Here is a 21,866-nt window from a genome sequence, read left to right as displayed (position 1 = left end):
GAAAGTAAAAAGTTTAAAAAGAATAGTGCCTTTTAAACAAATAAACGCTTAAACAAATAAACAAATAAACAATTAAGAAATGGCGTCTCATTACGAAGCACCTATTAGAAGACCCTTAGTTACAGGCGAAAAATCATACCACGACGTTACTGTGGATGTGGCTAAACCTGTTGAAGGAAAAGCAAATAAACAATGGTGGATAGTTTTTTCTATAGCACTAGTCGCTTTCCTTTGGGGTATTGGATGTATTTTATATACTATATCAACAGGTATTGGAACTTGGGGTTTAAATAAAACCGTAGGTTGGGCCTGGGATATTACTAACTTCGTTTGGTGGGTTGGTATTGGTCACGCAGGAACACTTATTTCTGCGGTACTATTACTGTTCCGTCAAAAATGGAGAATGGCCATTAACCGTTCTGCGGAAGCGATGACCATTTTCTCGGTAGTTCAAGCGGGTTTATTCCCAATTATCCACATGGGTCGCCCATGGTTAGGATACTGGGTGTTACCAATTCCCAATCAGTTTGGTTCGCTTTGGGTAAACTTTAACTCACCATTACTTTGGGACGTGTTTGCGATTTCAACCTATTTATCGGTATCATTAGTATTCTGGTGGACAGGTTTATTACCAGATTTCGCTATGTTACGTGATCGTGCTGTAAAACCTTTCCAAAAGAAAATCTATTCATTGCTGAGTTTTGGATGGTCTGGTCGTGCTAAAGATTGGCAACGTTTTGAAGAAGTATCTTTGGTTCTTGCAGGATTAGCAACACCACTTGTACTTTCTGTTCATACTATTGTATCTTTTGACTTTGCAACATCAGTTATACCTGGTTGGCATACTACTATTTTCCCTCCGTATTTTGTTGCGGGAGCAGTATTCTCAGGATTTGCCATGGTAAATACACTTCTTATTATTATGAGAAAAGTGTGTAACCTGGAAGATTATATCACTGTGCAACACATCGAATTAATGAACATTGTAATCATGATTACAGGTTCTATAGTAGGGGTGGCTTATATTACAGAGTTATTTATTGCTTGGTATTCAGGTGTAGAATACGAACAATATGCATTCTTAAACAGAGCAACAGGGCCTTACGCTTGGGCATACTGGATGATGATGTCTTGCAATGTATTCTCTCCACAATTTATGTGGTTCAAGAAATTAAGAACAAGTATTATGTTCTCTTTCTTTATATCTATTGTAGTAAACGTAGGTATGTGGTTTGAGCGTTTTGTAATTATCGTGACATCGTTACACCGTGATTATTTGCCATCGTCATGGACCATGTTCTCGCCAACATTTGTAGATATAGGTATTTTTATAGGGACTATCGGATTTTTCTTTGTATTATTCTTGTTATATTCTAGAACATTCCCGGTAATAGCGCAAGCTGAGGTTAAAACCATTTTAAAATCTTCGGGTGAACGTTATAAGAATATTAGAGAACGCGGTGATAGTTTAGTAGGAACAGGTGCTGATGCAAGAACATCAAACTTTAAGTTACCTAAAGATACTACAGGAAGTAAGCCAACTCAAGATAATGTAGAGAAATTGGATAATCTTCTACAAGGTGTTGGAAAATTTGATCCCACTTTGCAAACTCCTGATGATTTAAAAGTTATCAACGGTATTGGTCCAAAAATGGAAGAAATCTTGAATAGCATCGGTATTTTTACTTATGCTCAAGTAAGCAAAATGACAAAGAGAGAATATGACTTGTTAGACGAAATTACAGGTTCTTTCCCTGGAAGAGCAGAACGTGATGATTGGTCAGGACAAGCTAAAAATTTAATAAACTAAATATAGTAAATGGAAGCTTCAAAAGTTATTCACGCTATTTATACGGATGATGATGTATTAATGTCGGCTGTTAAAAAAGTTAAGGCAGAAAGATATCACATAGAAGAAATATATACACCATTTCCGGTGCATGGGCTAGACAAAGCTATGGGATTAGCACCTACACGTATTGCTATTGCAGCATTTATTTATGGTTTGATTGGTTTAACAGTAGCAACTGTTATGATGAATTACATTATGATTGAAGATTGGCCTCAAAACATAGGTGGAAAACCAAGTTTTAGTTATTTGGAAAACATGCCGGCATTCGTGCCAATTATGTTTGAGTTAACCGTGTTTTTTGCAGCGCATTTAATGGTAATTACATTTTATCTAAGAAGCAGAATGTGGCCATTTAAAGAAGCAGAAAATCCAGATCCAAGAACGACCGATGATCATTTCTTAATGGAAATAGCTGTTGATGGTAATGAAGAAGCACTTGAAAATTTACTTAAAGAAACAGGAGCAGTGGAGATTAGTTTAATTGATAAAGCGCATTAATAATGATGAAGAGCTTAATTAAAATAGTAGCAATAGCAGTTGTTTTAGTAACTGTATCATGTAAAAAAGATACAGCGCCTAACTACCAATTCATGCCTAATATGTATGAATCTGTAGGTTACGAAACCTATAGCGAATCTTCTGCTTTTAAAAATGGCGTTGAAGCGCAATTACCTGCTGAAGGTTCTATTGCTAGAGGATTTGTTCCTTTTGATATAGAAAATTCAACAGAGGGTTTTGTGTTAGCTAAAGAAACATTAAAAAGTCCATTGGATTCTACTATGGTAGATTTAGAAAGAGGCAAAGCATTATATGATATTTACTGCGGAATTTGTCATGGTGCTAAAGGTGATGGACAAGGAAACTTAGTGAAGCGCGAAAAAATTCTTGGTATTCCGAGTTATGATGATGCAGGTAGAGCCATAAACGAAGGAAGTATTTACCATACTATTTACTATGGTAAAAATGCGATGGGTTCTTATGCAAACCAATTGAAAGAAGAAGAGCGTTGGCAAGTTGTTTCCTATGTATTGGAATTAAAGGCTAATTTAGAAAAGTAAGATAGACAAGATTATTATAGATATGTATACATTTTCAAATAAATTAAAGACATTTTCTTTCATTCTAATGATTTTAGGAGCATTAGGAGTTGGATATGGTTTTATGACATCTCATAAATCTTTTGAAGAAGTTGAAACCTTACTTGCAGAAGAATCCCATCATGGTGGTGACCATTCAGTAGATGCATCACACGATGCTCATGTATCGGACAGTGCTCATGGAGAAGAAGCCCATGCACAAGTTGATGAGCATAAAGAACATATCGAACATGTTCAGCACCAAATAGCTAACAGACCATGGTCTGCACTTTATGTTGCTGCCTTTTTCTTCATGATGATTGGTTTAGGTGCTTTAGCTTTTTATGCTATTCAAATTGCCTCTCAAGCAGGTTGGTCTCCAGTATTGTTTAGAGTTATGGAAGGTATTACAGCTTATGTGCTTCCTGGTGCATTAATAGTTGTAGCAATTGCTGTGGCGTCTGGTACTATTGGACATTACAATATTTTTATATGGATGGATCCTGAAGTAGTAGCTCACGATAAATTGATACAAGGAAAATCAGGTTGGTTAAACATTCCTATGTTTGCCTTAAGAGGTTTAATTTTTATAGCTGGATGGAGTTTATACCGTCATTTTGCTCGTAAATTCTCAATTGCACAAGATACAGCCGAAGATAAAAGTAACTTTAAAAAGTCTTTTAGAATTGCAGCAGCATTCTTAGTATTCTTTATTTACACAGAGTCTATGATGTCTTGGGATTGGATTATGAGTGTAGACCCGCATTGGTTCTCAACATTATTCGGATGGTATGTATTTGCTAGTATGTTTGTAAGTGGTATAACAGTAATAGCATTAATTACAATTTACTTAAAATCTAGAAATTTTTTACCATTTGTTAACGAAAACCATTTACACGATGTTGCAAAATTCATGTTTGCTTTCAGTATTTTCTGGACTTACTTGTGGTTTTCACAATACATGCTTATTTGGTATTCAAACATACCAGAAGAGGTTACTTATTTCATAACACGTTTCAACGATTACAAATTACCATTTTTAGGAATGGTGGTTATGAACTTTGTATTCCCATTCTTAATGTTGATGAATGCAGATTATAAACGTATTCCTTGGTTTGTTGTTATGGCTGGATTGGTAATCCTATTTGGACATTACATAGATATATTTGTTATGATTATGCCGGCAACCGTAGGAGACAGATGGTTTATAGGTGTTCCTGAAATAAGCGCTATATTGCTTTTCGCCGGGTTATTCATATTTGTGGTATTTACAGCTTTGACCAAAGCACCATTACTTGTAAAAGGATATCCTTTTAGAAAAGAAAGTGAAGATTTTCATTATTAATTAAGTTATAAATAAAGACGAACGACAACAATGACTGCTTTATTAACAATTATAGTTTTAGTATTTATTTTAATTGCCATTTGGCAAATGGTAAAGATTTTCGATTTGGCGCAAGCTAAAACCGTAAACTCTCAAGTGGCCACCGATAAGGATAACACAATAAATGGGTATTTAATGATGGGCTTTTTAGCTTTCATTTACATTATCACCATCGTTTGTTTTGCTAAATGGGGAAATTTACCATTAGTATCAAATTCGGCTTCAGAACATGGGTCTACTATAGATAACCTAATGGTTATTTCAATGGCAGTAATATTTTTTGTTCAAACTATTACCCAATTTTTATTGCACTATTTTGCTTTTAAGTACAAAGGTGAGAAAGGTAAAAAAGCCTTGTTTTTTGCTGATAACAATAAATTAGAAGCTATCTGGACTATTATACCAGTAATTGTTTTGGCAGGTTTAATTATTTATGGACTTAATTCATGGATAAGCATTATGGGTGTTGATGAAAGTGACGACCCTTTAGTAGTTGAATTGTATGCTCAACAATTTAACTGGAAAGCTCGTTATGCTGGCGCAGATAATACCTTAGGAAAAGCTAATGTTCGTTTAATTGATATTGATCGCGCTAATATTTTAGGTTTAGATGAAGCAGATCCAAATGCGCAAGATGATGTGATTACTACGGAATTACATTTACCAGTTGGTAAGCCTGTATTATTTAAAATGAGATCTCAAGATGTATTGCATTCAGCATATATGCCTCATTTTAGAGCGCAGATGAATTGTGTACCAGGTATGATAACTCAATTTGGTTTCACGCCAACAGTAACTACGGCCGATATGCGTCAAACACCAGAAATGGTTGAAAAAGTAGCAAATATTAATAAAATCAGAGTTAAAAAAAGTCAAAAGTTAACAGCTAAAGGTGGAGAAGCCTTAGAGAATTATGAATTTGACTATTTATTATTATGTAATAAAATTTGCGGAAAATCTCATTACAATATGCAAATGAAAATTATAGTAGAAACTCAAGAAGAATACGATGCTTGGATGAAAGAGCAAAAAGAATTCAAGAATTCCTTAGTAGTTAATTAATTTAAAAAAAGATAAATACGCTATAAGATTATGTCAGCACACGAAGATACTCACGCTCACGACGCTCATGACGACCACGGACATCATCATAAAGAGACCTTTGTAACTAAATATATATTTAGTCAAGATCACAAAATGATTGCCAAACAGTACTTAATCACAGGTACTATTATGGGTGTTATAGGTGTTTTAATGTCTATGATGTTCCGTATGCAAATTGCATGGCCAGAAGAACCAAATGTTTTGTTTGAAGCATTATTGGGTAAATGGGCTCCAGGAGGTGTTATGGACGCCGATATTTATTTAGCATTGGTAACTATTCACGGTACCATTATGGTGTTTTTTGTATTAACCGCTGGGTTAAGTGGTACTTTTAGTAACTTATTAATTCCATTACAAATTGGAGCACGTGATATGGCTTCGGGTTTTTTAAATATGGTGTCTTACTGGTTATTCTTCTTATCAAGTATCATCATGGTTTTTTCACTATTTGTTGAAGCGGGTCCTGCGGCAGCTGGATGGACCATTTACCCACCATTAAGTGCGTTACCAATGGCTCAAGGAGGTTCTGGTATGGGTATGACACTTTGGTTAGTTTCTATGGCTATATTCATTGCATCATCATTATTAGGGTCACTTAACTATGTTGTTACTGTAATTAATTTACGTACTAAAGGGATGTCTATGACACGTTTACCTTTAACAATATGGGCGTTTTTTGTGACAGCAATCATTGGAATTGTATCATTTCCAGTATTATTATCAGCAGCTTTATTGCTAATAATGGATAGAAGTTTTGGAACTTCATTCTTCTTATCAGATATATTTATTCAAGGTGAAGTATTACATTATCAAGGAGGATCTCCAGTATTATTTGAACACCTATTTTGGTTCTTAGGTCACCCAGAGGTTTATATCGTTATATTACCTGCGATGGGATTGGTTTCTGAAATTATGGCATCAAATTCCCGAAAACCTATTTTTGGTTATCGTGCTATGATCGCCTCTATTCTGGCTATTGCATTCTTATCAACTATTGTTTGGGGTCACCACATGTTTGTATCTGGTATGAATCCATTCTTAGGTTCTGTATTTACATTTACAACATTATTAATTGCAATTCCATCAGCTGTAAAAGCTTTCAACTGGATTACTACCTTATGGAAAGGTAATTTACAAATGAATCCTGCAATGTTATTTTCCATTGGTTTCGTTTCCACATTTATTACTGGTGGTTTAACTGGTATTATACTTGGTGATAGTGCTTTAGATATTAATGTACACGATACATATTTTGTAGTAGCTCATTTCCATTTAGTAATGGGTATTTCTGCACTTTATGGTATGTTTGCAGGTATTTATCATTGGTATCCAAAAATGTTTGGGCGTATGCTTAATAAAAATTTAGGATACATTCATTTTTGGATTACTGCTGTTTGTGCTTATGGTGTATTTTTCCCCATGCACTTTATAGGAATGGCAGGTTTACCTCGTCGTTATTATACAAATAGTAATTTTCCATTATTTGATGATTTAGCAAATGTAAATGTTGTTATCACTTTGTTTGCCATAGTTGGAGGGATCGTACAGATAGTTTATTTATACAATTTCTTTAGCAGTATTTTCTACGGAAAGCGAGCAACTCAAAATCCTTGGAAATCTACTACGCTAGAGTGGACAACACCTGTTGAACATATTCATGGAAACTGGCCAGGAGACATTCCGCATGTATACCGTTGGGCTTATGATTATAGTAAGCCAGGGCATGATGTAGATTTTGTGCCTCAAAATATTCCTTTAAAAGAAGGGGAAGAAGAACTACAGCATTAAACATTTAACATAACTCGTAATAAAAAACCCACCTTATTCAGGTGGGTTTTTCGTTTAAATGCATGTTTACTTCGATAAAGTGTAAAATAATTTAAAAAAATCGTTGAAATAACAAAAAAATCAGTTAAATTGCACCGTTTTAATAAATGTAAGATTAATTCTGTTAACGAATTTAATTCGATGAATACAGCTTTAAACGGTTACAATTAACATGAATCTAAAATATTTCAATTATGATAACAAAACCCTTATTTAGGAATGCGTTTAAAATAGTATCCTTTGTTTTTGTTTCTTTATGGAGTGCCTATTCGAGTTTTGCACAGTGCCCTACTATTTCAGATCCTAACCCCGCTCCTATATGTAATGCGTCAGGTTATAGTTTTGCAAATTTAAGTGCCGATTACGCCTCAGGTGCAGTTTGGTATAGTGCGGCTACAGGTGGAATTAGATATAATTCAACCCAGTTAGTTTCACAAGGAACTTATTATGCAGGAAATGATGCAGGCAATTGTGGGACAAGACAATCCATAAATATAACTTTTCAAGTAAACCCAGTACCTCCCGGAGGTTCTTTGGATAAATTTTATTGTAGTAATGATAACGCTACCATTCAAGATTATATTGATGATACACTACTAGCTTATGTGCCAGTAGGAGGGTCTGTAAATGTTTATTATGATTTAGCATTAACCAATCAAGCGAATACCACAGATGTTATAGTAAATGGTATTGTTAACTATTATATTGTGTTTAGTGATGCTTCAACTCCAACACCATGTACTAGTCAAATTAAGATAGGGAAATCAATTCAATCTATTTCACCATCAGACCCAACACCTGCTCCCAATCAGGAATTTTGTTCCGATTCCAATCCTACAATAGGAGACTTAGATCCTGGTACTACTGGTCTATATAACTGGTATGACCAAGTTGATGCTTTTGGAGATCCTATTCCTCCTATCTTAACAGCATCACAACCTTTAGCAAACGGAACTTATTATGTACAAATTAATGATACTTTTTGCGATAGTAATGCCATACCTGTTACAGTAAATATAGACACCCCTGTTGAACCTGGTACCCCTGCTTCTTTAGAATATTGTGATGATAGTTTGCCAATAAGCGATTTTAATTTATTTGATGAATTAGGAGGTACTAAAGTTACTACAGGTTCCTGGTCTGGACCTTTAGTTACCTCGGGAGGATATCTTGGAACTGTTAATATTTCAACTTTAACAACAGCGGGAGAATACAGATTTACTTATACAGTACCTAGCATGGGCTTTTGTCCAGATGGTGTTGCTACAGTAACAATAAGAGTAAATAAAACATTGAGTTCAGGAACTGTCTCTACAGCGAATCCTGCATCAATTTGTGTTGTTGATTTACCGTCTGCGTTTGATCTGTCCACATTATTAGATAATGAAGATCCAAATGGTCAGTGGACGCTAGGTCTTTCAAGTTCAGATCCCGTTGTCTCAAACCCCATAGACTTAACAGGGTTTGCTCCTGCAACTTACAATTTTACATATACTCAAAATTTATTGAACCCATGTACTGATCAATCTACAACAGTACAAGTAGTTGTATTGCCAAATCCTAATGCCGGAATAGCGGATAATAAAACATTTTGTGAAAATGAATTGGTTGCCAATTCACCTTTTAATTTATTTGATGCTTTAGATGGTTCTCAGGATAATAATTTGGGTACTTGGAGGGATGCTAGTGATACTATCATTTCTAATTCTTTAGATTTAGCGACTTTAACAGTAGCCGGAAGTCCTTATTCATTTAACTACACCATAGACAATGGAAGTTGTTCAGACACCGAAATTATAACAATAGCAATTGAACCAGCTCCAGAATCAGGAACATCAAATGCTCCAATAGCGTTTTGTGAAGGTTCAGCACCATCAAGTTATAATTTATTCGATTTATTAACCGATGAAGACCAAACCGGAACTTGGTATTCAGGTTTGGATAATACAGGAGCAGTAGTTTCAAACCCTATAGATTTATCAGGATTAACACCTGGTGATTACAATTTCACTTTTGATGTTGATGCCATAGGAAGCTGTGACGATGTTTTAGTAACAGTAATGGTAACCATAAACCCATTACCCAATACAGGCACACCAACACCAGCCGTATTTTGTGAAAATGATTTGGTAGCTAATTCGCCATTAAATTTGTTTGGTCAACTTGCAGGTGAAGATGCTGGTGGCACATGGACGGACGATAATACCACGGGAGCCCTAACGGGAAGTGATGTGAACTTAAACAGCTTAACAATAGGGGTATTCAACTTCACCTATACCATTACAGATGTAAACGGTTGTACCAACAGTTCAACAGTTGTTATCACAGTTGAAGATTCACCAGAATCAGGAACATCAAATGCTCCAATAGCGTTTTGTGAAGGTTCAGCGCCATCAAGTTATAATTTATTCGATTTATTAACCGATGAAGACCAAACCGGAACTTGGTATTCAGGTTTGGATAATACAGGAACAGTAGTTTCAAACCCTATAGATTTATCAGGCTTAACACCTGGTGATTACAATTTCACTTTTGATGTTGATGCCCTAGGAAGCTGTGACGATGTTTTAGTAACAGTAATGGTAACCATAAACCCATTGCCCAATACAGGCACACCAACACCAGCCGTATTTTGTGAAAATGATTTGGCAGCTAATTCGCCATTAAATTTGTTTGGTCAACTTGCAGGTGAAGATGCTGGTGGTACTTGGACGGACGATAATACCACGGGAGCCTTAACGGGAAGTGATGTGAACTTAAACAGCTTAACAATAGGAGTATTTAACTTCACCTATACCATTACAGATGTAAACGGTTGTACCAACAGTTCAACAGTTGTTATCACAGTTGAAGATTCACCAGAATCAGGAACATCAAATGCTCCAATAGCGTTTTGTGAAGGTTCAGCGCCATCAAGTTATAATTTATTCGATTTATTAACCGATGAAGACCAAACCGGAACTTGGTATTCAGGTTTGGATAATACAGGAACAGTAGTTTCAAACCCTATAGATTTATCAGGCTTAACACCTGGGGATTACAATTTCACTTTTGATGTTGATGCCATAGGAAGCTGTGACGATGTTTTAGTAACAGTAATGGTAACCATAAACCCATTGCCCAATACAGGCACACCAACACCAGCCGTATTTTGTGAAAATGATTTGGCAGCTAATTCGCCATTAAATTTGTTTGGTCAACTTGCAGGTGAAGATGCTGGTGGCACATGGACGGACGATAATACCACGGGAGCCTTAACGGGAAGTGATGTGAACTTAAACAGCTTAACAATAGGGGTATTCAACTTCACCTATACCATTACAGATGTGAATGGTTGTACCAATAGCTCAACAGTTGTTATCACAGTTGAAGATGCACCAGAATCTGGAACAGCAAATGCGCCATTTGAATTTTGTGTCGCTGAGATTAGAACAGGTCAAACGTATAATTTATTCGATTTATTAACTGGTGAAGACCAGACAGGAATTTGGAGTGATGATGATTCATCTTTGGCTTTATCAGGAAATTTAGTAACCCTTGACGGGCTTGCTTCAGGTACTTATAATTTTACTTACGATGTGGATGCCATTGGAAGTTGTGATGATGTATTGGTAACCGTTACAATCATAATAAACGACTCAACATCACCAACAGCTTCACCAACTCAAGAATTTTGCGATTCAGCAACCATAGCAAATTTAACCGCTGCAGGAACTACTATTCAGTGGTACGATAATGCAACAGGAGGAACCGCTTTATTGGGAACTACTTCATTAATTAATGGAGAAGATTATTTCGCAACACAAACCGATGCCACTTCAGGTTGTGAGTCTTCAGTAAGAACATTGGTTACTGCAACTATTTATCAATCACCAAAATCTGGAATTGCTCTTCCAATCATAGCATGTAACAATAATAATACTATAGACTTGTTTATAGGATTAGATGGTACACAAGATGCGGGTGGTATTTGGAATAATAATGATGGAGTAGGAATCTTAACAGGAAGCACATTTGATGCTACCGGAGTTATACCTGGAAATTATCAGTTCACTTATATGGTAACGGCGTCTGCACCATGTGTAGACTCAAGTACCATAGTAACTGTAACTATTGAAGGCCCATTAAATGCGGGGACTAATAATACTTTAGATGTTTGTAGCAATAATGGAACTACTGATTTATTTACTTTAATTGGAAGTGCCGATACTGGAGGAACTTGGTCGCCAGCAATGGCAAGTGGTACAGGTGTATTTGATCCTTTAGTAGATGCTCCAGGTAAATATATCTATACTTTAACAAATGCTTGTGGAACAGATACTAGCGAAGTTGAAGTTTCAGTAACGCTAGCACCAAATGCAGGGAATAGTAATACAGCCGCCATATGTGTAATTGATGGTCCAATAGATTTGTTTTCTTATTTAGGAACGTCTGCACAGAATGGAGGAACTTGGTCGCCAGCATTACCCAGCGGTTCAGGAGTATTCGATCCAAATACTGATAGTCAAGGTATTTACACTTATACTGTAGCAGCAACCTCGCCTTGTGCACCAGATTCTAGTGCGCAAATTACCGTAATTGTTAGCGATTCACCTCAAATAGTGGTGTTGGATTCGAATCCATCATTCTGTTTAGTAAATAATCCAACAGTTGCAGATTTGACTTTAAGTATTCAACCTACAGGAACAGTTAATTGGTATACCGATGCTACATTAGCAACACCATTAGCAGAATCAACTGCTCTAGTAGATGGTGAAGATTATTTTGCAACCCAAACAACTGGTTCTGGTTGTGAGTCTTCTGAGAGTGTTGAAATTAATGTCACCATTAACGATACACCAACGCCAACTTTAAAAGATGCAAATAAGGAATATTGTATTAACAATGACCCAACTATTAATGATCTTACACTTAACATAGCAGAACACATCACATCAACAAATAATGTAGTTTGGTATGATGCCAGTACAGATGGTACAACGATTAGCGATTCTGAAACACTTACTAATTTAACAACCTATTATGCGGCACTTATTGATGCAGCTTCAGGATGTGAAAGCAGTGTGCGATTAGCCGTGACACCAGATTTAACTTCTTGTGGAGAATTATTTTTACCAGATGGATTCTCGCCTAATGGAGATGGTATTAACGATACTTACGAGGTTAATAATTTAGATATTCTTTATCCAAAATTTGAAATGGAGATTTACAATCGCTATGGCAATATGGTTTATAAAGGAAATGCTTCTAGCCCCCGTTTTAACGGAATATCTAATCAGGCAAGAACACTCATTAAAGGTGATTTACCAGTAGGAATGTACTATTATATTTTCATTTTTAACGATGGAGAGAATAAACCAAAACAAGGACATTTATACTTAAGCAGATAATTTTTAGATAAACAAAATTTAGAAAACATGAAAAATTTAAATATATATCATAAAATAGCTGTCTTAGTAGGATTGACACTAATGTCTTTTCAAAGTTTTGCACAGCAAGACCCTCAGTTTACACAATATATGTATAACATGAGCGTGATAAACCCTGCCTATGCAACAGCAGATCCAGCCATTTTAAATTTGGGTGGATTGTACAGAACCCAATGGGTAGGTATTGAAGGAGCACCAAAAACAGGAACCTTTTTTGCCCACACACCTATTAATGATAAAATTGAAGCTGGTATCTCATTTACCAACGATAATATAGGTGATGTAATTCAAGAAAATAACATTTATGCAGATTTTGCCTATGTGTTACCAATGGGGCTAGACCGTGGTAATTTATCATTAGGAATTAAAGCAGGATTTACTTTCTTCGATGTTAATTTCGATGGTTTTAACCTGCAATCGGGTAGTGCATCAAACGGTCTCGATGTAGCTTTCAACGAAAACATAAGTAAAACATTCCCTAACATAGGTATTGGAGCATTTTATTTTACCGATAATTATTATGTTGGTTTTTCGGCTCCCAACATGCTGAATTCAAAACATATTGAAACCGAAAATGGTGTAAAGGCTACAGGCGTTCAAAGTATTCATTATTACTTAACGGGAGGTTATGTGTTTGACATCAATAGAGATTTAAAATTTAAGCCAGCATTCATGGCGAAGTCGGTTCAAGGAGCGCCTTTAGCACTCGATATTACAGCTAATGTTTTAATTAATGAAAAACTAGAAGCAGGTTTAGGCTATCGTTTAGATGATGCTATTAGTGGTTTGGTAAGTTTTAGAGTTATGCCAGACTTAAAAATAGGCTATGCTTACGATTTCACAACCTCAAACCTTGGTGATTACAACTCAGGTTCGCACGAAATATTTATTTTGTTTGATATTGATTTATTCGGATTTAAAGGTGGTTACGATCGTTCACCTAGATTCTTCTAACCATAAAGACTATTAAAATGAAACATCCATTTCTAAAAATTCAAAATTCAAGAATATACATGATATGGATGTTGCATGTGACAATTGAAAAACATTAAACTTCACCACATGAAAAAACATATATACATACTTGCAAGCCTTTTATTAGTTAGTGGAATCACATTAGCACAAAAAGGAAACTTAAAACGAGCCAATAAGCTTTTCGAAATGAGAGCCTATGTAGAAGCTGCCGAAATTTACGAAACCAAAGATCGTAACCAAGAAGTGCTTCAAAATTTAGCCGATAGTTATTACTATAACACAAAACTTCAAAAGGCCATTAAAACCTATAGAGAGTTATTTGTTAGCTATGGTGATTCCATAGACATCGAATTCCATTTTAGATTCGCGCAAGCCTTAAAAGGTGTTAAAGATTACAAAGAAGCCGATGCTCATTTAAGTAGATACTATAACAAAAGAATTAATACTCTTGCTTTTATTGAGAATACTGATAAAACAACACCCCACACGTTTAAACTACAACAAATAGCAAACGAAGCTTCTACTAATAGCGATTTTGGTATGTCTTTTTATGGTGATGATAAAGTAGTGTTCGCTTCAACCAGAAACTCAGAAAGCCCATCATATGCATGGAATGAGTTACCCTATCTAGATTTGTACTCAGGAACCCTTACCCCCGATGAAAAGCTAGAAAATGTCATGCCTTTTTCAGAGGAAATCAATACCGATTCTCACGAAAGTAATGCCACATTCAGTAAAGATGGGAAAACCATGTACTTTAATCGAACTAATAATTTGCGTGCTAAGACAGAAGAAGAAAGAATCGCACATGTTCAAATTTATAAAGCAGAATTAGTAGATGGAAACTGGACGAATGTTAAAGAATTACCATTTAATTCCAACAGCTACAGTTGCGAGCACCCATCAATAAGTAAAGATGGAAAAACACTTTATTTTGCTAGCGATATGCCTGGAACTATGGGTGGTTTTGATATCTATAAAGTCGCAATTAATGATGATGGCACTTACGGAACTCCAGAAAATTTAGGTTCAAATGTGAATACAAAACATCGTGAGCAATTTCCATTTATTAGCGATTTGGATGTGTTATATTTTGCATCCGATGGTCATTTAGGATATGGCGGATTGGATGTTTTTAGAAGTAATTCTGTAAACGGCAACTTTGATACACCTGTAAACTTAGGAAGTTCAATAAATAGTAGTCTAGACGATTTTGCTTATATAATTAGAGAGAAAGATAACCAAGGATTTGTGTCTTCAAACCGAAGTGGATTTGATAGATTATATGGATTCGGAAGAGAAGAAAACATCTTAACTAAATATTTGGTTGAAGGTATTGTACAAGATAATAACAGTAAAAAATTACTTCCAGGGTCATTGGTCACGTTATTCGATGATGCAGGTAATGTAATTCAAGATTCTATTGTTGGAGCTAAAGCCTATTATTTATTCAAAATTGAACCAAATAAAAAATATAAAGTTAGAGGAACTCGTAAAGCGTATATTCCACAAGACGTAGAGTTTTCAACTGATAGTAAAGGAAAAATTCAGCATAATATTTACTTAAGTCTAGAATCGTTTGCCGATGCTGAAGAAAATGTGAAAGAAAACGAAAAAGGCGATGTTCAAGTAGAATTGGATAAAATCTATTTCGATTTTGATAAATCTAAAATCCGTGATGATGCAGCAACGACCTTAAATGTATTGGTAGATTTAATGAAAAAATACCCATCCATGGAAATAGAAGTATCAGCACATACCGATGCAAGAGGTAACGACCAATATAATTTAGATTTATCTAAACGTCGTGCCGCTTCCACGTTAGAATATTTAGTAAGTAAAGGCATTGAAAGAAACCGATTAAAAAGTATTGGCTATGGTGAAATGCAACCGCTTAACAAATGTGTGAAAGAAGATATTTGCAGCGAAGAAGAGTACGATGTTAACCGTCGTTGTGAATTCACAATTTTAAATTAACCCCAATTATTACCAACCAAATATTTTTAAAAGCCTTTCTTTAGATTAGAAAGGCTTTTTCTTTATGTCTGTGATTCTGCGAAGGCAGGAATCTCATGATAAATAATCAAAAGACCTTTGTAATGAAAATTCAATACAAAGGTCTTTTTCTTTATATTTGCTCTTATTGTCATTCCTAATTATTTTGGAATCCAATTTCGAAGTATTTAAATTGAAATGAAACGTCACCCTGAGCGAAGCCGAAGGGTCTCCGCTATGAACGAAAACCTAGATCCAACAAACGAAAACTTTTCTCCAGAAGAACTTGATGTCGAAAAAAAGTTAAGACCCTTAGCTTTTGATGATTTTACAGGTCAAGACCAAGTATTGGAAAATCTTCAAATTTTTGTTCAAGCTGCCAACTTACGTAAAGAAGCTTTAGATCATACATTGTTTCATGGACCTCCAGGATTAGGAAAAACTACCTTGGCACATATTTTAGCGAATGAATTGAATGTAGGTATCAAAATAACTTCTGGTCCTGTATTGGATAAACCGGGCGATTTAGCAGGCTTATTAACCAACCTTGAAGAACGCGATGTGTTATTTATTGATGAAATACATCGATTAAGCCCCATTGTAGAAGAATATTTATATTCCGCCATGGAAGATTTCAGGATCGATATCATGATTGAATCTGGTCCCAATGCGCGTTCGGTTCAAATAAATTTAAATCCGTTTACTTTAGTTGGCGCAACAACACGTTCAGGATTGTTAACTGCACCAATGCGTGCTCGTTTCGGTATCCAAAGTAGGTTGCAATATTATAATACAGAATTACTAACTACCATCGTTCAGCGTAGTTCGTCAATACTAAACGTACCAATTTCCATGGAAGCAGCTGTAGAAATTGCGGGTAGAAGTAGAGGGACACCTCGAATTGCTAATGCCTTGTTACGTCGGGTTCGTGATTTTGCCCAAATTAAAGGTAATGGCAGTATCGATATCAAAATAGCAAAATTTGCGTTGCAGGCTCTTAATGTAGATGCTCATGGATTGGATGAAATGGATAATAAAATTTTAACAACCATCATCGAAAAATTTAAAGGCGGTCCTGTAGGTATTTCTACCATTGCTACCGCAGTAAGTGAAAGTACAGAAACCGTTGAGGAGGTTTATGAGCCTTTTTTAATTCAGCAAGGTTTCATTATGCGAACCCCTCGTGGACGTGAAGTAACCGAACTTGCCTATAAACATTTGGGAAAAATTAAAGGGCCTATTCAAGGTGGGTTGTTTTAGGATTATTTAAAGTTGTAATGTCAGGCTGAGCGCAGTCGAAGCCCATAAATAGTAAAGAATGTATTTTTACTTTGTATATATTATTAAGTGTTCGGATGATTCTTATTATACAGGGATAACTAATAATTTAGAAACTAGATTTGCAGAGCATCAAACAGGGTGCAAAAAAAAAATTCTTATACATATAAAAGAAGACCATTAACTTTGGAATTTCGTCAAGAATTTAATGATGTTTTACAAGCTATTTATTTTGAAAAGAAGATAAAAGGCTGGGCTAAAGCTAAGAAATTAGCGTTAATAAATGGGGATTTTGATATGCTTCAAATATTATCAGAATGTAGAAATGCAACACATTATAAATATAAAAATTAAGTTATTTTAGCACTTCGACTGCGCTCAGTGTGACAGTATTCTAATGAATAACAAACAACAACATACAAATCTCATTAAAACCGAAGCCAAACGCCTCGGTTTTTTGTCTTGTGGTATTAGTAAAGCTGAATTTTTAGAAGCAGAGGCACCTCGACTAGAAAATTATCTAAACAAAAACATGCATGGTGAAATGCAATACATGGAAAACCATTTTGATAAGCGTTTAGACCCTACAAAACTGGTTGAGAATTCAAAATCTGTTATTTCATTATTGCTGAATTACTATCCCTCAGAAACACAAAACAAAGAAAGTTTTAAACTGTCTAAATACGCTTATGGAACCGATTATCATTTCGTTATAAAAAACAGATTAAAAACACTTTTAAATTTCATTCAATATGAAATTGGCGACGTTCATGGCCGTGCTTTTGTAGATTCAGCGCCAGTTTTAGATAAGGCTTGGGCAGCAAAATCGGGTTTAGGTTGGATAGGAAAGCACAGTAATTTAATAACCCAACAAGTGGGTTCATTCTATTTTATTGCAGAATTAATTATTGATTTAGAATTAGAATATGATACCATCACAACCGACCATTGCGGTTCCTGTACCAAATGCATCGATGCATGCCCAACACAAGCCATTATAGAACCTTATGTGGTAGATGGGAGTAAATGCATTTCCTATTTCACCATCGAATTAAAAGAAAATATCCCATCAAGTTTTAAAGGAAAATTTGAAGATTGGATGTTTGGTTGCGACATTTGTCAAGATGTTTGTCCATGGAATCGGTTTTCAAAAGCGCATGCAGAGCCATTATTCAATCCGCATCCGGAACTATTATCCATGTCTAAAAAAGAATGGAATGAGATCACCGAAGATGTTTTTAGAAAAATTTTCAAAGATTCAGCAGTAAAACGAACCAAGTTTTCGGGATTGAAACGGAATATCAATTTTTTAAATGAATAGGAAGAATTTAATGTAATTCTTCCTATTCATTTTACGATTAACCTAATCTAGGTTTATTAATCAATCTTAAAATAAGTGAAATAATGTAAATTATAAGCCCATACATGGTCGTTATTGAGCTCACTTTAAGTCCGCCAAACATCATTTCTTGACTAACTTCCCCCAGCTGTTCAATAGCTTTAAAAGCACTATACAAACCCATAACTTGTCCTAAAATTCCAATTGAAAGCGCTAGTAAGCCAACTTCTTTAATCCACTCAGGGTATTTCCAAAAACACACAATAACACTTAGTAATAAAATGGTAAGAATGGTCATAAATAATGGCCCACCTTGGTAAAATAAATCTAACATGATTTTTGTTTTAAAGGTTACATTCAAATGTATTAATAATCACAATTAAGTGCCCATGTTAAAAACCATTCTAGAGAGGTTAAATCCATTAGTTAAGCGATTAACCCATTCAAATTAAGCCTATTTCTGTGTAATTATTATATTTTTACAAGGTGAATAAAAGCCAAATATATAATATTCTTTATTGGGTAATAGCTTCTTTTTTGTTAGCTATATTACTTCAAAACTCCATTCCTAATTTTTGGAATGCATGGTTAATAGCACTCTTTTTTCTGCCAATAGCTTTTTTTATTAAATACGGAATACAAAAAACGAAACTATTAAAAGGCTTTAAAAAATGGAATCGCTATTTTTTTATAGCCATAATTTCACTTTTTTGGGGTTATGTTGCCATCGTTTTGGCTTATTGGTATTTTTTAGAATTGAAAGCAAATTCAATTGAAAGCACGCTTGTAAACCCCATTTTTATATGGATTATTATAGGTTTTTTTATTCTTTTAGAACAAGCTGTTTTCAAAAAAAATAAGCAAATTGATAAAGAAACAATTACAATATTTAGCGATAGAAAGAAGACCATTATAACCATAGCTAATTTAGCTTACATTGAAAGTAGAGGCGATTTTACTTTAGCAGTGCTTTTAGACGGGAGCCAATATAAAAATACCATTAGAATAACTGAATGGGAACTAAAGTTGGATACATTTATTCGTATTCATAGATCGTTTTTAGTAAATCCAAATGAGGCAACATTAAATGGTAATGAAATTATTATTAATAAAGCATGGAATTTACCTATATCTAGAAGTTATAAGCAACAGGTTATGGCCTATTTTAAATAATTTCACTTCTTGTTTTAAATATTAGAAATATTACTTAAAAGAATAGGACTTTCCAGAAAAAGAATAGTGTTTACAATCATAGGATTATTATCTTTGTTCACTTAGTTAACTAATTATTCCCATGAGCGAAGAAAGTAAACGTAGAGAGGCTCTTATATACCACGCCAAACCTACTCCAGGTAAAATAAAAGTAGTTCCAACCAAAAAATATTCAACACAACGCGATTTAGCCTTAGCTTATTCACCAGGCGTAGCGGCACCATGTTTGGAAATTGAAAAAGACAAAAACAACGCCTATAAATATACAGCTAAAGGTAATTTAGTTGCCGTAATATCGAACGGTACAGCGGTTTTAGGTTTAGGAAATATTGGTCCTGAAGCTTCAAAACCAGTTATGGAAGGTAAAGGGCTGCTGTTCAAAATTTTTGCCGATATCGATGTGTTTGATATTGAAGTTGATACCGAAAATATTGAAGAGTTCATTGCAACTGTAAAAAACATTGCACCTACTTTTGGAGGTATTAACTTAGAAGATATTAAAGCGCCAGAGGCTTTTGAAATTGAAAGACGCCTAAAAGCAGAATTGGATATTCCGGTAATGCACGACGATCAGCATGGTACCGCCATCATATCGGCAGCTGCATTAATTAATGCGGTTGAAATTGCAAAGAAAAAGCTAGACCAAGTTAAAATTGTAATAAGTGGTGCAGGTGCAGCCGCTATTTCGTGTTCTCGTTTGTACCAAGCATGTGGTGCCAAACGTGAAAACATGGTAATGTGTGATAGTAAAGGTGTTATTAGAGATGATAGGGAAAACCTAACTTCTGAAAAAGCAGAGTTTGCTACCCACAGAAAAATAGACACCCTTGATGAAGCTATGGTTGATGCCGATGTGTTTATTGGTTTATCTATGGCAAACATCGTAACACCAGAAATGTTGTTAGCAATGGCTAAAGATCCTATTGTTTTCGCTATGGCAAACCCAGATCCAGAAATAAAATATGATTTAGCAGTAAAAACGCGTAAGGATATTATAATGGCAACGGGACGTTCAGACCATCCTAACCAAGTAAATAATGTGTTAGGATTTCCATTTATATTCCGTGGAGCGCTAGATGTTAGAGCTTCAAAAATTAATGAGGAAATGAAAATGGCAGCTGTAAAAGCCTTGGCAAGATTAGCCAAAGAGCATGTGCCAGAACAAGTTAATATTGCTTACGGTGAAACGCGATTAACATTTGGTAAAGAATACATCATTCCAAAACCATTCGACCCGCGTTTAATTGCCGAAATACCACCAGCCGTAGCTAAAGCAGCTATGGAAAGTGGTGTAGCTAAAGAACCGATTCTTGATTGGGAAAAATATAAAGATGAATTAAGAGAACGCTTAGGGAATGATAACAAACTAATCAGATTGTTATTTAACCGTGCTAAATCAGATCCAAAACGTGTTGTTTTTGCTGAGGCAGATCAATTGGCGGTAATAAAAGCAGCTCAAATAGTTTATGAGGAAGGTATTGCAATTCCTATTTTGTTAGGAAGAAAGGAAACTATTAAAGAGTTGATGGCAGAAGTTGAATTTGATGCCGATGTTTTAATTGTCGACCCAAAAGCAGATGAAGAATCAGACAGAAAAGATAAGTATGCCAAAGTATATTGGGAGCAACGTAAACGTCGTGGTGTTACTTATTATTCAGCACAACGTTTAATGCGAGAACGTAATTATTTTGCAGCAATGATGGTAAACGAAGGTGATGCAGATGCTTTGGTTTCTGGGTACTCCAGAAATTACCCATCGGTTGTAAAACCAATGTTAGAACTTATTGGTATGGCAAAAGGCACATCACGTATTGCAACTACCAATGTGATGATGACCAAGCGTGGGCCTATTTTCTTAAGCGACACTTCTATTAACATCAATCCTACGGCTAGAGAATTAACCAAAATAGCACAAATGACCTCGCAAGTGATTAAAATGTTTGGTATGGACCCAGTAATGGCTATGATTTCATATTCAAACTTTGGTTCTTCTTCAAACGAAAGTGCTTCAAAAGTTCGTGATGCCGTGGCGCATTTACACCGTTATTATCAAGATATGGTTGTTGATGGTGAATTGCAAACCGATTTTGCTTTAAATGCTGAAATGCTTCAAGAAAAATTCCCGTTTTCAAAATTGGTTGGTAAAAAAGTGAATGCGTTAATATTTCCAAATTTAGATTCAGCAAATATCACTTATAAATTATTAAAAGAATTAAATGAAGCGGTATCTATTGGGCCTATTATGATGGGAATGCGTAAACCAGTCCATATCTTGCAATTTGGGTCAAATGTAGATGAAATTGTAAACATGACGGCCATTGCTGTTATAGATGCACAACAAAAAGAAAAACAAGAATTAGAAAAGGGAAAATCTAGATAAAACGGTTGAAAATAA

The 21,866-nt window shown here is 35.1% G+C and carries 14 protein-coding genes and 1 pseudogene; 14 read left to right on the top strand and 1 reads right to left on the bottom strand.

Translation table 11 applies throughout. The annotated features are described in order from the left end of the window. Nucleotides 1-79: 79 nt before the first annotated feature. The 12 genes and pseudogenes from nrfD (at nt 80) to queG (ending at nt 18,241) form a co-directional block, all read left to right on the top strand. Nucleotides 80-1,810 carry an NrfD/PsrC family molybdoenzyme membrane anchor subunit gene (gene nrfD / locus EV196_RS02400; protein WP_132214512.1) on the top strand — a complete coding sequence of 577 codons (1,731 nt, stop codon included), beginning with the start codon at nt 80-82 and terminating at the stop codon, nt 1,808-1,810. 9 nt (nt 1,811-1,819) lie between these two features. Next, nucleotides 1,820-2,350: a DUF3341 domain-containing protein gene (locus EV196_RS02395; RefSeq protein ID WP_132214510.1), complete on the top strand. Its 531-nt coding sequence runs from the start codon at nt 1,820-1,822 to the stop codon at nt 2,348-2,350. Nucleotides 2,351-2,355: 5 nt separating this feature from the next. Next, nucleotides 2,356-2,910 carry a c-type cytochrome gene (locus EV196_RS02390; RefSeq protein ID WP_165876089.1) on the top strand — a complete coding sequence of 185 codons (555 nt, stop codon included), beginning with the start codon at nt 2,356-2,358 and terminating at the stop codon, nt 2,908-2,910. 22 nt (nt 2,911-2,932) lie between these two features. Further along, the gene (locus EV196_RS02385) at nt 2,933-4,273 is read left to right on the top strand and encodes a quinol:cytochrome C oxidoreductase (RefSeq protein WP_132214508.1); all 1,341 of its coding nucleotides are present in this window, start codon (nt 2,933-2,935) and stop codon (nt 4,271-4,273) included. A gap of 30 nt (nt 4,274-4,303) precedes the next feature. After that, nucleotides 4,304-5,374, top strand: a complete 1,071-nt coding sequence (locus EV196_RS02380) for a cytochrome c oxidase subunit II (protein WP_132214506.1) — start codon at nt 4,304-4,306, stop codon at nt 5,372-5,374. 30 nt (nt 5,375-5,404) lie between these two features. Next, nucleotides 5,405-7,204 (top strand): cytochrome c oxidase subunit I, encoded by a 1,800-nt coding sequence (locus EV196_RS02375; protein WP_132214504.1) that lies wholly within the window; start codon nt 5,405-5,407, stop codon nt 7,202-7,204. Nucleotides 7,205-7,437: 233 nt separating this feature from the next. Beyond that, the gene (locus EV196_RS02370) at nt 7,438-12,633 is read left to right on the top strand and encodes an Ig-like domain-containing protein (RefSeq protein ID WP_132214502.1); all 5,196 of its coding nucleotides are present in this window, start codon (nt 7,438-7,440) and stop codon (nt 12,631-12,633) included. Between the two features lie 27 nt (nt 12,634-12,660). Next, a complete protein-coding gene (locus EV196_RS02365) occupies nt 12,661-13,626 on the top strand; it encodes a PorP/SprF family type IX secretion system membrane protein (protein WP_132214500.1) in 966 nt (321 codons plus the stop codon). A gap of 108 nt (nt 13,627-13,734) precedes the next feature. Continuing rightward, nucleotides 13,735-15,624, top strand: coding sequence for an OmpA family protein (locus EV196_RS02360; protein WP_132214498.1), 1,890 nt, complete (start codon nt 13,735-13,737; stop codon nt 15,622-15,624). Between the two features lie 255 nt (nt 15,625-15,879). After that, nucleotides 15,880-16,902 (top strand): Holliday junction branch migration DNA helicase RuvB, encoded by a 1,023-nt coding sequence (ruvB, locus tag EV196_RS02355; protein ID WP_132214998.1) that lies wholly within the window; start codon nt 15,880-15,882, stop codon nt 16,900-16,902. A gap of 58 nt (nt 16,903-16,960) precedes the next feature. Then, nucleotides 16,961-17,274 (top strand): annotated as a pseudogene (locus EV196_RS02350) (GIY-YIG nuclease family protein). A 43-nt stretch (nt 17,275-17,317) separates the two neighbouring features. After that, nucleotides 17,318-18,241 carry a tRNA epoxyqueuosine(34) reductase QueG gene (gene queG, locus EV196_RS02345; protein ID WP_132214496.1) on the top strand — a complete coding sequence of 308 codons (924 nt, stop codon included), beginning with the start codon at nt 17,318-17,320 and terminating at the stop codon, nt 18,239-18,241. Nucleotides 18,242-18,278: 37 nt separating this feature from the next. Here queG and EV196_RS02340 read toward each other — a convergent pair whose 3' ends face one another. Continuing rightward, nucleotides 18,279-18,593: a MotA/TolQ/ExbB proton channel family protein gene (locus EV196_RS02340; RefSeq protein ID WP_132214494.1), complete on the bottom strand. Its 315-nt coding sequence runs from the start codon at nt 18,591-18,593 to the stop codon at nt 18,279-18,281. Between the two features lie 203 nt (nt 18,594-18,796). Here EV196_RS02340 and EV196_RS02335 point away from each other — a divergent pair, with 203 nt between their 5' ends. After that, nucleotides 18,797-19,432 carry a LytTR family DNA-binding domain-containing protein gene (locus tag EV196_RS02335; RefSeq protein WP_165876080.1) on the top strand — a complete coding sequence of 212 codons (636 nt, stop codon included), beginning with the start codon at nt 18,797-18,799 and terminating at the stop codon, nt 19,430-19,432. Nucleotides 19,433-19,553: 121 nt separating this feature from the next. After that, the gene (locus EV196_RS02330; protein ID WP_132214490.1) at nt 19,554-21,851 is read left to right on the top strand and encodes an NADP-dependent malic enzyme; all 2,298 of its coding nucleotides are present in this window, start codon (nt 19,554-19,556) and stop codon (nt 21,849-21,851) included. Nucleotides 21,852-21,866 lie beyond the last annotated feature (15 nt).

Origin of the sequence: Mariniflexile fucanivorans (assembly GCF_004341235.1) — a bacterium.
In the GTDB taxonomy this organism is placed as follows: domain Bacteria; phylum Bacteroidota; class Bacteroidia; order Flavobacteriales; family Flavobacteriaceae; genus Mariniflexile; species Mariniflexile fucanivorans.
This window is presented reverse-complemented; position numbering and strand designations above follow the sequence as displayed.